Source organism: Ramlibacter agri (assembly GCF_012927085.1).
Taxonomy (GTDB): domain Bacteria; phylum Pseudomonadota; class Gammaproteobacteria; order Burkholderiales; family Burkholderiaceae_C; genus Ramlibacter; species Ramlibacter agri.
Genome location: NZ_JABBFX010000003.1, coordinates 1,109,977 through 1,123,407, shown reverse-complemented (window position 1 = coordinate 1,123,407; position 13,431 = coordinate 1,109,977). Strand labels below are relative to the sequence as shown.

General features: G+C 68.4%; 11 protein-coding genes. All 11 read right to left on the bottom strand.

The features are described from left to right. Nucleotides 1–2: 2 nt before the first annotated feature. Nucleotides 3–926: a UDP-3-O-acyl-N-acetylglucosamine deacetylase gene (gene lpxC / locus HHL11_RS29590; RefSeq protein ID WP_169422190.1), complete on the bottom strand. Its 924-nt coding sequence runs from the start codon at nt 924–926 to the stop codon at nt 3–5. A gap of 198 nt (nt 927–1,124) precedes the next feature. Then, complete coding sequence (gene ftsZ / locus HHL11_RS29585) at nt 1,125–2,366, bottom strand: cell division protein FtsZ (protein ID WP_169422189.1); 1,242 nt, start codon at nt 2,364–2,366, stop codon at nt 1,125–1,127. A gap of 151 nt (nt 2,367–2,517) precedes the next feature. Next, the gene (ftsA, locus tag HHL11_RS29580) at nt 2,518–3,747 is read right to left on the bottom strand and encodes a cell division protein FtsA (RefSeq protein ID WP_169422188.1); all 1,230 of its coding nucleotides are present in this window, start codon (nt 3,745–3,747) and stop codon (nt 2,518–2,520) included. Nucleotides 3,748–3,763: 16 nt separating this feature from the next. Continuing rightward, nucleotides 3,764–4,546 carry a cell division protein FtsQ/DivIB gene (locus HHL11_RS29575; RefSeq protein WP_169422187.1) on the bottom strand — a complete coding sequence of 261 codons (783 nt, stop codon included), beginning with the start codon at nt 4,544–4,546 and terminating at the stop codon, nt 3,764–3,766. Continuing rightward, complete coding sequence (locus HHL11_RS29570) at nt 4,543–5,511, bottom strand: D-alanine--D-alanine ligase (protein ID WP_169422186.1); 969 nt, start codon at nt 5,509–5,511, stop codon at nt 4,543–4,545. Before HHL11_RS29570 ends, HHL11_RS29575 begins: the two co-directional genes overlap by 4 nt. After that, entirely contained in the window at nt 5,508–6,920 is a 1,413-nt protein-coding gene (murC, locus tag HHL11_RS29565) for a UDP-N-acetylmuramate--L-alanine ligase (protein WP_169422185.1), read from the bottom strand. The genes HHL11_RS29570 and murC overlap by 4 nt, the downstream gene beginning before the upstream one ends. After that, nucleotides 6,917–7,978, bottom strand: coding sequence for an undecaprenyldiphospho-muramoylpentapeptide beta-N-acetylglucosaminyltransferase (gene murG / locus HHL11_RS29560; protein ID WP_169422184.1), 1,062 nt, complete (start codon nt 7,976–7,978; stop codon nt 6,917–6,919). Before murG ends, murC begins: the two co-directional genes overlap by 4 nt. Then, complete coding sequence (gene ftsW / locus HHL11_RS29555; protein WP_169422183.1) at nt 7,975–9,183, bottom strand: putative lipid II flippase FtsW; 1,209 nt, start codon at nt 9,181–9,183, stop codon at nt 7,975–7,977. The genes murG and ftsW overlap by 4 nt, the downstream gene beginning before the upstream one ends. Continuing rightward, complete coding sequence (murD, locus tag HHL11_RS29550) at nt 9,180–10,877, bottom strand: UDP-N-acetylmuramoyl-L-alanine--D-glutamate ligase (RefSeq protein ID WP_169422182.1); 1,698 nt, start codon at nt 10,875–10,877, stop codon at nt 9,180–9,182. Before murD ends, ftsW begins: the two co-directional genes overlap by 4 nt. Further along, nucleotides 10,877–12,055 (bottom strand): phospho-N-acetylmuramoyl-pentapeptide-transferase, encoded by a 1,179-nt coding sequence (gene mraY / locus HHL11_RS29545; protein WP_169422181.1) that lies wholly within the window; start codon nt 12,053–12,055, stop codon nt 10,877–10,879. Before mraY ends, murD begins: the two co-directional genes overlap by 1 nt. Then, entirely contained in the window at nt 12,045–13,430 is a 1,386-nt protein-coding gene (locus HHL11_RS29540) for a UDP-N-acetylmuramoyl-tripeptide--D-alanyl-D-alanine ligase (RefSeq protein ID WP_169422324.1), read from the bottom strand. Before HHL11_RS29540 ends, mraY begins: the two co-directional genes overlap by 11 nt. Between the last annotated feature and the right edge of the window lies 1 nt (nt 13,431).

Here is a 13,431-nt window from a genome sequence, read left to right as displayed (position 1 = left end):
CCTTACCAGGCCCGTGCCGGCTGCGCGAAGCCCGCCGGCGCCTGGCGTTCGTCGCCGAAGCTCACGACCTCGAAGGAGGTCTGGTCCGCCAGCAAGGCGCGGATCAGCTTGTTGTTCAGGGCGTGGCCCGAACGGAAGGCGCTGTAGGCGGCCAGCAGCGGCTTGCCGACCAGGTACAGGTCGCCGATGGCGTCGAGGATCTTGTGCTTGACGAACTCGTCGTCGTAGCGCAGGCCTTCGGAGTTGAGCACGCGGTAGTCGTCGACGACGATCGCGTTGTCCATGCCGCCGCCCAGGGCCAGGCCGCGGGAGCGCATCATCTCCAGGTCCTTGGTGAAGCCGAAGGTGCGGGCGCGGGCGATGTCGCGCGAATAGTTGCCCTTGCTCAGGTCGAACTCGTAGCGCTGGCCCGTCGAATTGACCACACGGTGGTCGAAGTCGATCTCGAAACCCAGCTTGAAGCCGTGGTACGGGTCCAGCCGCGCCCACTTGAGGTTCTCGCCCTCGCCTTCCCGCACTTCCACCGGCCGCAGCACGCGGATGAAGCGGCGCGGCGCGTTCTGCTCCACGATGCCCGCGGACTGCAGCAGGAACACGAAGGAGGCCGAAGAGCCATCGAGGATGGGCACTTCTTCCGCCGTGATGTCCACGTAGAGGTTGTCGATGCCCAGGCCGGCGCAGGCCGACATGAGGTGTTCGACCGTCAGCACCTTGACGCCGCCATTGGAGATGGTGGACGCCATGCGCGTATCCGTGACCGCCTGGGCCGAGATGGGGATGTCCACCGGCAGCGGGAGGTCGGTGCGGCGGAACACGATGCCCGTGTCCGGCTGGGCCGGGCGCAGCGTCAGTTCGACCCGCTGGCCACCGTGCAGGCCCACGCCGACCGCCTTGGTCAGGGACTTGAGGGTTCTCTGGCGCAGCATCCTCGGAATTGTAAAGGGCCACTCCCTGACAGCGTTTCCAATCTTCACAATGCCCTCCATAGTCCCGGTCTCTCTCACGGCAGAGCCTGCGGCTTTACAGTGAATGAGGCATGAAGCGGGCGTGAAGCCGCGTAAAAAAGAAAAAGGGCGGGCCTTTCCTGCACCCGCCCCAATGCTTCTCACCCTCGGAGATTTCTTTTAGTCTGCCTGCTTCCGGAGAAACGCGGGAATCTCGAAATCGTCCATGCCGCCCGAGGACAGCGCGTCGACCTTGGCCGCCGCCTGGGTGCGGTTGGTGCGCCACACGCTGGGCACGGCCATGCCGCCGTAATCCGGCTGCTGCGCCGCCGTCTGCATCTCGCGCGTCACGATCGCGCCCGGGCCGGCGATGGCGTTGTTCACCGTCGGCACGTTGAACGGCACGTTGTCGGTGCCGGTGCGCAGCACCTGCAGCGGGGGCGCCGTGCGGCGCTGCTGGCCCTGGCGGGACAGGCCCGTCGCGACCACGGTCACGCGGATGTCGTCGCCCAGCGCTTCGTCGTAGGCGGTGCCGAAGATCACGTGCGCTTCCGCCGAGGCGTAGGCGCGGACCGTGTTCATGGCCTGCTTGGACTCGTTCAGCTTCAGGCTGCCGCGCGCGGCGGTGATCAGCACCAGCACGCCCTTGGCGCCGGACAGGTCGATGCCTTCCAGCAGCGGGCAGGCCACGGCCTGTTCCGCCGCGATGCGGGCGCGGTCCGGGCCGGAGGCCAGGGCCGTTCCCATCATCGCCTTGCCGGGCTCGCCCATCACGGTGCGCACGTCCTCGAAGTCCACGTTCACGTGGCCGGGCACGTTGATGATTTCCGCGATGCCGCCCACGGCGTTCTTCAGGACGTCGTTGGCGTGCGCGAAGGCTTCGTCCTGGGTGATGTCGTCACCCAGCACTTCCTGCAGCTTCTCGTTCAGGACGACGATCAGCGAGTCGACGTTGGCTTCCAGCTCGGACAGGCCGTTGTCGGCGTTGGTCATGCGGCGGCCGCCTTCCCAGTCGAACGGCTTCGTCACGACCCCCACCGTCAGGATGCCCATTTCCTTGGCCACCCGCGCGATCACCGGCGCGGCGCCGGTGCCGGTGCCGCCGCCCATGCCGGCGGTGATGAACAGCATGTGGGCGCCCGCGATGGCTTCGCGGATGGAATCCACGGCCGCCTCGGCGAGCTCGCGGCCCTTGTCCGGCTTGCCGCCGGCGCCCAGGCCGCTGCCTCCCAGCTGGATGTGCTTGTGCGCGGAGCTGCGCTGCAGAGCCTGCGCATCGGTGTTGGCGCAGATGAACTCCACGCCCTGCACGCTGCGCTCGATCATGTGCGCCACGGCGTTGCCGCCGCCACCGCCGACCCCGATCACCTTGATCTGGGTGCCCTGGTGGAACTCCTCGACTTCGATCATTTCGATGCTCATTTGATGCTCCTAACTCTTTGCAGTTGCCACTGACGAACTTCTTTTGTTGGTTTGCTTTAACGCAGGAACGGTGGATCGGTGCACCGCCATCGCTCCTTTCTGCGGCCGGGAGGGCTGCCGCGCGCCAGCCACAACTTGTGGGGATGCATCATCAGAAGTTCCCCACGATGAAATCCTTCAGGCGCCCGAACGCGGTCTTCACCGAGCCGTGCTTCAGCGCCACCTTCTGCCCGCGCACGCGCGCCAGGCGCGCCTCCTCGAGCAGGCCCATGACCGTGGCCGCACGCGGCTGCGCCACCATGTCCGACAGCGCGCCGAGGTACTTGGGCACGCCGCGCCGCACCGGCTTCAGGAAGATGTCCTCGCCCAGTTCCACCATGCCCGGCATGACGGAGCTGCCGCCGGTGATGACGATGCCGGAGGACAGCACTTCCTCGTAGCCCGATTCGCGCACCACCTGCTGCACCAGCGCGAAGATCTCCTCCACGCGCGGCTCGATCACGCCGGCCAGCGCCTGCTTGGACAGCATGCGCGGGCCGCGGTCGCCCAGGCCCGGCACTTCCACCTGCGTTTCCGGGTCGGCCAGCAGCTGCTTGGCGTAGCCGTGTTCCACCTTGATGTCCTCGGCGTCCTTGGTCGGCGTGCGCAGCGCCATGGCGATGTCGCTGGTGATCAGGTCGCCGGCGATCGGGATCACCGCCGTGTGGCGGATCGCGCCGCCGGTGAAGATGGCGACGTCGGTGGTGCCGGCGCCGATGTCCACCAGCGCCACGCCCAGTTCCTTCTCGTCCTGCGTCAGCACGGCCTGGCTGGAGGCCAGCGGGTTCAGCAGCAGCGACTCCACTTCGAGGCCGCAGCGGCGCACGCACTTGAGGATGTTCTCGGCCGCGCTCTGGGCGCCGGTGACGATGTGCACCTTGGCTTCCAGGCGGATGCCGCTCATGCCGATCGGCTCCTTCACGTCCTGGCCGTCGATCACGAATTCCTGCGGCTCCACCAGCAGCAGGCGCTGGTCGGTGGAGATGTTGATGGCGCGCGCGGTTTCGACGACGCGGGCCACATCGGCCGGCGTCACCTCGCGGTCCTTCACCGCCACCATGCCGCTGGAGTTGATGCCGCGGATGTGGCTGCCGGTGATGCCGGTGTGCACGCGCTGGATCTTGCAGTCGGCCATCAGCTCGGCCTCCTTCAAGGCCTGCTGGATGCTCTGCACCGTGGCGTCGATGTTCACCACCACGCCGCGCTTGAGGCCGTTGGAAGGGGCCACGCCCAGGCCGGCGAGCTTGAGTTCGCCCCCGGGCAGGACCTCGGCCACCACCGCCATCACCTTGGCGGTGCCGATGTCCAGTCCGACGACGAGGTCCTTGTATTCCTTGGCCATTGTGTCGTTCTCTTCCTCAGTTCCTCTTGGCCGCCACTTCCGTGGTGACGACGCCCCTCAACTTGATCGCATAGCCGTCCACGTGCCGCAGGTCCGCCGTCACCAGCGCCTCCGGCCGCCGGCCGTACTTCGACGTGACCTGCGTCAGCGTCTGCGCGAAACGCTTGCTGCGGGCCAGCACTTCCTCGTTCGTTCCGCGTCCCAGTTCCACCACCGCGCCGCTGTCCAGGTGCAGGTTCCAGGCGCCGCGCCCCGACAGCGAGAGCTCGTCGATGCCCAGGTCCAGCGGCTCGAACAGCGGCTTCAGGCCCTGGTACATCGCCAGCACCTGCGCCGACGTGCCTTCCGGGCCGGCCAGGCGCGGCAGGTCGTCGTCGTCCACGTCGCCGGCGTTGGCCTCGAACACTTCGCCGAAGCTGTTGACCATCTGCGAATCCGAATCGCCCCACAGCGCTTCGGCCTGGTGCTCCTGCAGCTGCACCTTCAGCCGGTTCGGGAACTGGCGCTTCACCACCGCCTGCCGCACCCACGGCACGGCCTCGAACACGGCGCGCGCCTGCTGCAGGTCCACCGTGAAGAAGTTGCCGCGCAGGTGCGGCGGCACGTTGGCCCGCAAGGTCGCCACGTTGTTGTGCGCCACCTCGCCCTGCACCGTGATGCCGCCGATGGCGAACAGCGGGTTGCGCAGCAGCCACCAGCCCAGCGCCGCCACGAGCAGCAGGCCGCAGGCCGCGAACAGCACCGAAGAGGTGAGGTTCATCAGCTTGACGTCCATCGGCTGTGGCAGGGCGTTCTTCATGCCTTGGCGGCCTCCTCGTGGTCCAGCGCCGCGGAGGCGAGCAACTGCACGCACAGGTCCTCGTAGCTGATGCCGGCGGCGCGGGCCGACATCGGCACCAGCGAATGGCCGGTCATGCCGGGCGAGGTGTTGATCTCCAGCAGGTAAGGCTTGCGGGTCTGCGCGTCGATCATCACGTCGATGCGGCCCCAGCCGCGGCAGCCCAGCACGCGGTATGCCTTCAGCACCAGGTCCTGGATCGCCGCTTCCTCGCCTTCGGGCAGGCCGCTGGGCACCAGGTACTTGGTGTCATCGGTGAAGTACTTGTTCTGGTAGTCGTAGTTGCCTTCCGGCGCCACGATGCGGATCACCGGCAGCGCGCGGGCGCTGTCCCCGGTGCCCAGGATCGGGCAGGTCACTTCGTCGCCGGCCACGAACTGCTCGCACAGCACGTCGGCGTCCAGCGCCGCGGCGGCGTCCACCGCGCCCTGCACTTCCGAGTAGCCCTGCACCTTGGCCACGCCGATGGAGGAACCTTCGCGCGCCGGCTTCACGATCAGCGGCAGGCCCAGGTCGTCCGGGACCTTCATCAGCTGCTCGCGCTGGTAGGCGCCGCGCCGCAGCAGCTGGTACTTGGGCGTCGGGATGCCTTCGGCCAGCCAGACCCGCTTGGTCATGACCTTGTCGATCGAGATCGACGAAGCCATCACGCCGGAGCCGGTGTACGGGATGCCGAGCAGCTCCAGCGCGCCCTGCACCGTGCCGTCCTCGCCGAAGCGGCCGTGCAGCGCGATGAAGCAGCGCTGGAAGCCCTTCTTCTTCAGCTCCGACAGGTTGCGCTCCGCCGGGTCGAAGGCGTGGGCGTCCACGCCCTTGGACTGCAGCGCCTTCAGCACGCCGCTGCCGGACATCAGCGAGACCTCGCGCTCCGCCGACTTGCCGCCCATGAGGACGGCCACTTTCCCGAAGTCCTGGTGAATGGTCATGCGGCACCTCCAGCATCGACCACCTTGGCCGGCACGCCGCCGATGGAGCCGGCGCCCATGAACATCACCACGTCGCCGTCACGCGCCATGTCCAGCACCGCGTCCGGCATCGTCGCGATGTCGCCCACGAACTGCGGCTCCACCTTGCCGGCCACGCGCACGGCGCGCGCCAGCGAGCGGCCGTCGGCAGCCACGATGGGTTCCTCGCCGGCCGAATAGACCTCGGCCAGCAGCACGCTGTCGGCGCTGCCCAGGACCTTGACGAAATCCTCGAAGCAGTCGCGCGTGCGCGTGTAGCGGTGCGGCTGGAAGGCCAGCACGATGCGGCGGCCCGGGAAGGCGCCGCGCGCCGCGGCCAGGGTCGCGGCCATCTCCACCGGGTGGTGGCCGTAGTCTTCGATCACGGTGAACTTGCCGCCGCCATTGGCTTCCGGCACCTTGACGTCGCCGTAGCCCTGGAAGCGGCGGCCGACGCCGCGGAATTCGCCCAGCGCCTTCACGACCGCGTCGTCGGGGATGTTCAGTTCCACCGCCACCGCGATCGCCGACAGGGCGTTCAGCACGTTGTGCATGCCCACCAGATTCAGCTTCACGTGCATGTCCGGCAGCGTGACGCCGTTGCGGCGCTGCACGGTGAAGTGCATCTGCGTGCCGACCGCCTTCACGTCCACGGCGCGCACCTGCGCTTCCTCGTTGAAGCCGTAGGTGGTGACCGGGCACTGCACTTCGGGAATGATGGAGCGCACCGCCTCGTCTTCCACGCACAGGATCGCGGTGCCGTAGAAAGGCATGCGGTGCAGGAACTCCAGGAAGGCCTTCTTCAGCTTGCCGAAGTCGTGGCCGTAGGTCTCCATGTGGTCGGCGTCGATGTTCGTCACCACCGCCATCACCGGCATCAGGTTCAGGAACGAGGCATCGGATTCGTCGGCTTCGACCACGATGTAGTCGCCGCTTCCCAGCTTGGCGTTGGCGCCGGCGCTGTTCAGGCGGCCGCCGATCACGAAGGTGGGGTCCAGCCCGCCTTCGGCCAGGATGCTGGCGACCAGGCTGGTGGTGGTCGTCTTGCCGTGCGTGCCGGCGATGGCGATGCCCTGCTTCAGGCGCATCAGCTCCGCCAGCATCATGGCGCGCGGCACCACGGGGATCTTGCGCTTGCGCGCGGCGACCACCTCGGGGTTGTCGGACTGCACCGCGGTGGACGTGACCACCGCATCGGCGCCGATCACGTTGGCGGCGGCGTGGCCGACGAAGGTCTGGATGCCCAGCGAAGCCAGGCGGCGCAGCACCGGCGTGTCCGCCAGGTCCGAGCCGGAAATGAGGTAGCCGAGGTTGCGCAGGATCTCCGCGATGCCGGACATGCCGGCGCCGCCGATCCCCACGAAGTGGATATGTTTGACTGCGTGCTTCATTTTGCGAGGGCCTCGCAAGCGGCGACCATCTGTTCGGTCGCCTGGGTTTTCTGCATCTTCTTGGCCGCCTGCGCGCGCTGCAGCAGTTCGGAGCGCTGCAGCGTGATCAGCATGGTGGCCAGCTTGTCGGGAGTCAGCGCGGATTGCTGCAGCAGCCAGCCGCCGCCCGCGTCGACCAGGAATTTCGCGTTGGTGGTCTGGTGGTCGTCCACTGCGTGCGGGAAAGGCACGAACAGCGCCGCAGCGCCAACGGCTGCGATCTCGGTGACGGTGCTGGCACCGGCCCGGCAGATCACGAGGTCCGCCTCGGCGAAGGCTTGCGCCGTGTCGTCGATGAAGGGCGTCAGTTGGGCCTGCACACCAGCCGCTGCATAGTTGGCGCGCAGCTCGTCGATCTGCTTGGCGCCACTCTGGTGCAGCACCTGCGGGCGCTGCGCCGCGGGAATGCGGGCCAGCGCCTGCGGCACGATGTCATTCAGCGCCTTGGCGCCCAGGCTGCCACCCACCACCAGCAGCTTCAGCGGGCCGCTGCGGCCGGCGAAGCGCTGCTCCGGCGCCGGCTGGCGCATGAAGGCTTCGCGCAGCGGGTTGCCGACCCACTCGCCCTTCTTGATGGCTTCCGGGAACGCGCTGTACACGCGGTCGGCGACGCCGGCCAGCACCTTGTTGGCCATGCCGGCCACCGAGTTCTGTTCGTGCAGCACCAGCGGCTTGCCGAGCAGCACGCTCATCATGCCGCCCGGGAAGGTGATGTAGCCGCCCAGGCCGACGACGACGTTCGGCTTGACGCGGCGCACCACCTGGAGGCTTTGCCAGAAGGCGCGCAGGATCTTCAGCGGCAGCAAGGCCAGGGTCTTGATGCCCTTGCCGCGCACGCCGCCGAAGGCGATGGTTTCCAGCGGGAAACCGCGCGGGGGCACCAACTGCGCTTCCATGCTGTTGGGGCCGCCCAGCCAGTGCACGTCCCAGCCGCGCGCGCGCAGCGCTTCCGCGACCGCGAGGCCCGGGAAGATGTGGCCGCCGGTGCCGCCCGCCATGACGAGGGCCGTACGCGTCATGCCCGGCCTCCCTTCATCAGCGTGCGGTTCTCGAAATCGATGCGCAGCACCACCGCGATGGCCACCACGTTCATCAGCACCGCGGAGCCGCCATACGACATCAGCGGCAGCGTCAGCCCCTTGGTCGGCAGCGCGCCCAGGTTCACGCCCATGTTGATGAAGGCCTGGAAGCCCATCCAGATGCCCACGCCCTGCGCCACCAGCCCCGCGAACACGCGGTCCAGCGCGATCGCTTGGCGGCCGATGTGCATGATGCGGCGGGTCATCCAGAGGAAGCAGCCGATCACGGTCAGCACGCCGACCAGGCCGAATTCCTCGCCGATCACCGCCAGCAGGAAGTCGGTGTGCGCCTCCGGCAGCCAGTGCAGCTTCTCCACGCTGCCGCCCAGGCCCACGCCGAAGATCTCGCCGCGGCCGATGGCGATGAGCGAGTGCGACAGCTGGTAGCCCTTGCCCAGCGTGTACTTGTCGTTCCACGGGTCGAGGTAGGCGAAGATGCGTTCGCGCCGCCAGTCGGAGAAGGCGATCATCAGCACGAAGGCGAACACCATCACCGTCGCGATCAGGAAGAACATGCGCGCGTTGACGCCGCCCAGGAACAGGATGCCCATGGCGATCACCGCGATCACCATGAAGGCGCCCATGTCGGGCTCGGCCAGCAGCAGCACGCCGACGACGGCCACCGCGGCGGCCATCGGCAGCACGGCGCGGAAGAAGCGCTCCTTCACCTCCATCTTGCGCACCATGTAGTTGGCGGCGTAGAGCAGCACCGCGAACTTGGCGAGCTCGGAAGGCTGGAACGAGATCGGCCCCAGCGCCAGCCAGCGCCGGGCGCCGTTGACGCCCTTGCCGATGTGCGGGATCAGCACGATCACCAGCAGCAGCAGCGAGACGACGAACAGCCACGGCGCCAGGCGCTCCCAGGTCGCGAGAGGCACCTGGAAGGCCAGCAGGCCGGCGGCGAACGACAGCACCAGGAACAGCGAGTGGCGCGTCAGGAAGAAGGTGTGCGCGTAGTTGCCGAAGCGCGGGTTGTCCGGCATCGCGATCGATGCGGAATAGACCATCACCAGGCCCCAGGCCAGCAGGGCCACGGTGAGCCACAGCAGCGCGGGGTCGAAGGCATGCAGGCCCACGGGCGCCTGGCGCCGGGCCGCGTCGTCGCGGCGGCGCGTCCAGCTTCCGAGGACGGCGGCGATGCTCATCCCTCGCTCCCATCCAGCATTGCGCCGGCGTCGTCCGCCACCGCCTGCACGGCGGCCTGGAAGACCTGCGCACGGTGCTCGTAATTGCGGAACATGTCGAAGCTGGCGCAGGCCGGCGACATCAGCACGGCGTCGCCGGCATGGGCGCGCTCGGTCGCCATGCGCACGGCCTCTTCCATGCTGGCGGCTTCCAGCAGCAGCACGCCTTCCGGCTCCAGCACGGCGCGGATCTGCGGCGCATCGCGGCCGATCAGCACCGCGGCACGCGCATGGCGCGCCACCGGCGCGGCCAGCGGGCTGAAGTCCTGGCCCTTGCCGTCGCCACCGAGGATGACGACCAGCTTGCGCTCGGCGCCCAGGCCCAGCAGCGCGGCAACCGTGGCCCCCACGTTGGTGCCCTTGCTGTCGTCGAAATATTCGATGTCGTTGACGCTGCCGACCGGTTCCACGCGGTGCGGCTCGCCGCGGTATTCGCGCAGGCCGTACAGCATGGGCGCGAGCTGGCAGCCGGCCGCGGTGGCCAGCGCCAGCGCCGACAGCGCGTTGATCGCGTTGTGGCGGCCGCGGATGCGCAGCGCGTCGGCCGGCATCAGGCGCTGCAGGTGGATTTCCGGCTCTTCGTCCTTGCGGCGCTTCTCGGTTTCGTCGGCTTCGTGCGCGCGCACCAGCCAGGCCATGCCGTGCACGACCTCGAGGCCGAAGTCGCCCGGCCGCGGCGGCAGGTCGCCGCCAAAGGTCATGCAGGCGCGCTGCGAATACTTGCCGCCCTTCAGGCGCACCGGCGCGGGCAGCATCTTCAGCACCACCGGGTCGTCCCGGTTCAGGACCATCACGCCCTTCTGGCCGAAGATGCGCGCCTTGGCCGCGGCATAGGCTTCCATGCTGCCGTGCCAGTCCAGGTGGTCCTGCGAGATGTTGAGGACGGTCGCGGCCGTCGGCTCGAAGTCGCTGATGCCTTCCAGCTGGAAGGACGACAGTTCCAGCACCCAGACCTGCGGCAGCGCGCCGGCGTCGCGTTTCTGCGCCAGCGTGTCCAGCAGGCTCGGCCCGATGTTGCCGGCCACGCCCACGGTCTTGCCGCTGCGCTCGACCAGCTGGCCGGTCAGCGAAGTCACAGTCGTCTTGCCGTTGGTGCCGGTCACGGCCAGCACCGCGGGGTGGTAGCCCTGCTGCGCGCGCAGCACCGTGAGCGCGTCGTTGAAGAGGCTCAGTTCACCGCGCACCGCGATATCGCGTGAGCGTGCGGCGTCCACGACGACGGCCACTTGCGCCGGCGACAGGCCGGGGCTGCGCAGCACCTGCTCCATGCCCTCGAGCAGGTCGGCGCTGAACTCGCCGCTGACGAAGCGGGCAGCGGGCACTTCGGCGCGCAGTTGCGCCAGCTGCGGCGGCTCGGCGCGCGTGTCGGCGACGACCACTTCGGAGCCCTGGCTCGCGCACCAGCGCGCCATCGCCAGGCCGGAGAGGCCGCAACCCAGCACCAGCACGCGCTGGGGCACGGGCGGCAGCGGCACCGGCGGCGGCGCCGGTTCGGGCGCGACCACCGGCGGCGGCGCTTCGCCTTCGGCGTCCGCGGGAGCCGCAGCCTCGGGCACCGGCTCCGCAGGCAGTTGCTCCTGCGGCACCTGCTCCTGCGGCAGCTGCTCCTGCGGCAGCTGCTCTTCGGGTTGCGCTTGGTGTTCCAGTTCTTCCATCAGCGCAGCTTCAGCGTGGACAGGCCGATCAGGCACAGCAGCATCGTGATGATCCAGAAACGCACGACCACCTGCGTCTCCTTCCAGCCCGACTTCTCGAAATGGTGGTGCAGCGGCGCCATCTTCAGGATGCGCCGGCCCTCGCCGTACTTCTTCTTCGTGTACTTGAAGTACATCACCTGCGCCATCACCGACAGCGCCTCGACGACGAAGATGCCGCCCATGATGGCCAGCACGATCTCCTGCCGCACGATCACCGCGATCGTGCCCAGCGCGCCGCCCAGCGCCAGCGCGCCGACGTCGCCCATGAACACCTGGGCCGGATGCGCGTTGAACCAGAGGAAGGCCAGGCCCGCCCCCGCCATCGCAGCGCAGAACACCAGCAGCTCGCCGGCGCCCGGGATGTAGGGCAGCAGCAGGTACTTGGAGTAGACCGCGCTGCCGGTCACGTACGCGAACACGCCCAGCGCCGAGGCCACCATCACCACCGGCATGATCGCCAGGCCATCCAGGCCGTCGGTCAGGTTCACCGCGTTGCTCGAACCGACGATCACGAGGTAGCTCATGGTCACGAAGCCGAACACGCCCAGCGGATAGCTGATCTCCTTGAAGAAGGGCAGCATCAGGCCGGCCTTGGGCGGCAGGCTCAGGTCGAAGCCGGACCAGACCCACTTGAAAAACAGCTCCATCACGCGGTAGTTGGAGCTTTCCGAGATGCTGAACACCAGGTACAGCGCCGCCAGCAGGCCGATCAGCGATTGCCAGATGTACTTCTCTTTCGAGGGCATGCCCTCGGGGTCCTTGTTCACCACCTTGCGCCAGTCGTCGGCCCAGCCGATCGCGCCGAAGCCCAGCGTGACGACGAGCACGATCCAGACGAAGCGGTTGGTCAGGTCGAACCACAGCAGCGTGCTGATGGCGATGGCCATCAGCACCAGCACGCCACCCATGGTGGGCGTGCCGCTTTTCTGCAGGTGCGACTGCATGCCATACCCGCGCACGGGCTGGCCGATCTTGAGTTCGGTGAGGCGCCGGATCACCCAGGGGCCGGCGACGATGCCGATCATCAGGGCGGTCATGGCGGCAAAGACAGCGCGGAAGGTGAGGTACTGCACCACCCGCAGCCAGCCGAATTCGGGACCGAGCGTCTGCAGCCATCCGGCCAGGCTAAGCAGCATCGGGAATCTCCTTGGTATGTTGCTGCGCGCGTGCCGTGATGGCTTCCACCACCCGTTCCATCTTCATGAAGCGGGAACCCTTCACCAGCACGCTGGAAACCGCGGGCAAGGCGGCCAGCACGGCGGCGTTGAGTTCGTCGATCGTGGCGAAATGCCGGCCCTGCATGGACACGGCCAGGTCACCCAAAGTGAAGAGCTGCTCGATGCCGCGCTCGCGCGCGTAGGCGCCCACCTCCTCGTGGAAGGCCGGCCCCTGGTTGCCCACCTCGCCCATGTCGCCCAGCACCAGGAGGCGCGGGCCGGGCAATTCCGCCAACACATCGATGGCGGCCCGGGCGGAATCGGGATTGGCATTGTAGGTGTCATCGACCAGCGTGAGCGTGCGCTGGCTTACCGTTACACCCAGCGCCCGCGACCGGCCCTTGACCGGCTCGAAGCTTTCCAGGCCCTTGGCCACGGCCCAGGCAGGCACGCCCGCCGCGATGGCGCAAGCCGCGGCGGCCAGGGCGTTGCGCACGTTGTGGCGGCCGGCGATATGGAGTCGGAAGCACAAACGTCCGGCGGGCGACTTTGCGTCCACCTCCCAGTGCCCCTGGGCTTTCCATTCAGACCCGGCCAAACCGATGGTGGCGCCGTCCGCGTCGGCGCCGAAAGTCATGCACTTGCGGCCGGCGGCCAGCCGGGTCCACAGCGCGGTGAACTCGTCGCCGGCGGGGAACACCGCCACGCCGTCCGCCGGCAGCGCCTTGAACACGCTGCCGTTTTCCTCGGCCACCGCCTGCACGGTGGCCATGAATTCCTGGTGTTCGCGCTGGGCGTTGTTGACCACGGCGACAGTGGGCTCGGCGACGCCGGACAGGTAGCCGATCTCGCCCGGATGGTTCATGCCCAGCTCGATCACGCCGACGCAGTGATGCGGCTGCAGGCGCAGCAGCGTCAGCGGCAGGCCGATCTCGTTGTTCAGGTTGCCCTGCGTGGCCAAGTGCCGGTCCGGCTGCCAGGCGCGCAGGATGGACGCGATCATCTGCGTCACGGTGGTCTTGCCGTTGCTGCCGGTCACCGCGATCAGCGGCAGCCGGTGCTGGCGGCGCCAGGCGCGCGCCAGCGCACCGAGGGCGAGCTTGGTGTCCGCCACTTCCAGGCCGTTGCCGCCGGCCGGGATGCGGCCAGGGTGCGCCAGCGCCGCCACGGCACCCTTGTTCAGCGCGTCGCCGATGAAGTCGTTGGCGTCGAAGCGCTCGCCCTTCAGCGCGACGAACAGGTCGCCGGGCTGCAGGCTGCGGGTGTCGCTGTTGACGCGCTGCACCTGCGCCCGCGCGTCGCCGCGCAGCACGGAGCCGGGCAGCCACTTGTGCGCTTGTTCGAGAGTGAACATG